This is a genomic window from Photorhabdus heterorhabditis, from assembly GCF_018448905.1.
GTDB classification, from domain to species: Bacteria; Pseudomonadota; Gammaproteobacteria; order Enterobacterales; family Enterobacteriaceae; genus Photorhabdus; species Photorhabdus heterorhabditis.
The window spans coordinates 1-1,522 of the sequence record NZ_RCWA01000119.1 but is presented as its reverse complement, the minus strand read 5'-3'; the positions used below and the strand labels follow the sequence as shown (position 1 = coordinate 1,522).

The window sequence follows — 1,522 nt, the reverse complement described above, 5'->3', positions numbered from 1 at the left end:
AAACGCAGACGCTCAGTTATGCGCAATTGAATGCCCGCGCTAACCGGCTGGCTCATCAGCTGATTGCTCTGGGCGTGGAGCCGGACCAGCGGGTGGCGATTTGCGTATCACGTTCTCCGGCCATGGTAGTGGGAATATTGGCGGTACTGAAAGCCGGTGGGGCTTATGTGCCGCTGGACCCGACCTATCCGAGTGAACGTCTGACCCACGTTCTGCGTGATGCAGCGTCATCAGTGATACTGGCTGATGAGGCAGGCTGTGCTGTCGTGGGCCGAGAAGCGCTGGCCGGACTGACGGTGCTGGACCCTAATATTTTGCCAGACCAGAGGGAGACGAATCCGCAGATAGCCGGGCTGACGCCACGACATCTGGCGTATGTGATTTATACCTCTGGTTCGACGGGGATGCCGAAAGGCGTCATGGTTGAACATGATTCGCTGTTAAATCTGCATGGAGCGCTGACAGCCCGCGTATTTGCGCCGTCATCATCTGCGCCTTACCGGGTCAGCCTGAATGCCAGTATTGCCTTTGATGCGGCATTGCAAAACGTACTGGGTTTGCTGAATGGCTATACGCTGGTCATTGTTCCACAAGATGTTCGAGCGGATAGTGCGGCTTTCTTGCAGTTTTTAGTCACGACCAATCTGGACGTGCTGGACTGTACGCCAATGCAATTAGAGATGTTGTTGGCAGCGGGTTTGTCTGAATATAACAAAGCGCTGGTGCTGTTGATTGGGGGAGAACCCATATCAATCCAAACCTGGCAGACAATAGCGGGGATGCCGCAGTTGACGGCCTATAATGTCTACGGCCCAACGGAATGCACGGTGGATGCGACGCTGGCCTGTATAGAGGCGGCGCATCCTTATCCGACAATCGGACGTCCGCTGACCAATACCCGTCTGTATTTACTGGATAGAGAAGGTCATCCTGTGCCGCTGGGGGCGATAGGGGAATTGTACATAGGTGGAGCGGGCGTGACGCGAGGCTACCTGAATCGCCCGGATTTGACGGCGGAACGTTTCCTGATAGATCCGTTCAGTGATAAACCGGGTGCGCGGATGTACCGAACCGGGGATTTGGCCCGTTATCTGCCGGACGGTAATCTGGATTTCCTGGGGCGTAATGACTATCAGGTTAAAATCCGTGGTTTCAGGATAGAGCCGGGAGAAATTGAGGGCCGGTTGTCGGCACATCCGGCGGTGAGTGACTGTGTGGTGCTGGCGCTGGGAGAAGGGCAGGAGAAACGGCTGGTGGCTTATGTGGTGGCGGAAGCCCATGAGGGACTGGTTAATAGTCTGCGTATCTACCTGAGCGCCCTGTTGCCGGATTATATGGTGCCGTCAGCTTTTGTGCGGCTGGATGAGTTTCCGTTGACGCCTAACAGTAAGCTGGATCGTCTGGCGTTGCCGGCGCCGGACGGAGAGGCGTTTGCCCGTCAGGTTTACGAGGCCCCGCAGGGAGAAACGGAAATCGCGTTGGCGGCGATTTGGCATGAGTTGCTAGGGATTGAGCAGATCAG

1 protein-coding gene is annotated in these 1,522 nt (G+C 56.0%); it reads left to right on the top strand.

The genetic code is table 11. The annotated features are described in order from the left end of the window. Window positions 1-1,522, top strand: a 1,522-nt coding sequence (locus tag EAE89_RS22815; protein WP_214086648.1) for an amino acid adenylation domain-containing protein, incomplete at both ends; no start/stop codon positions are given.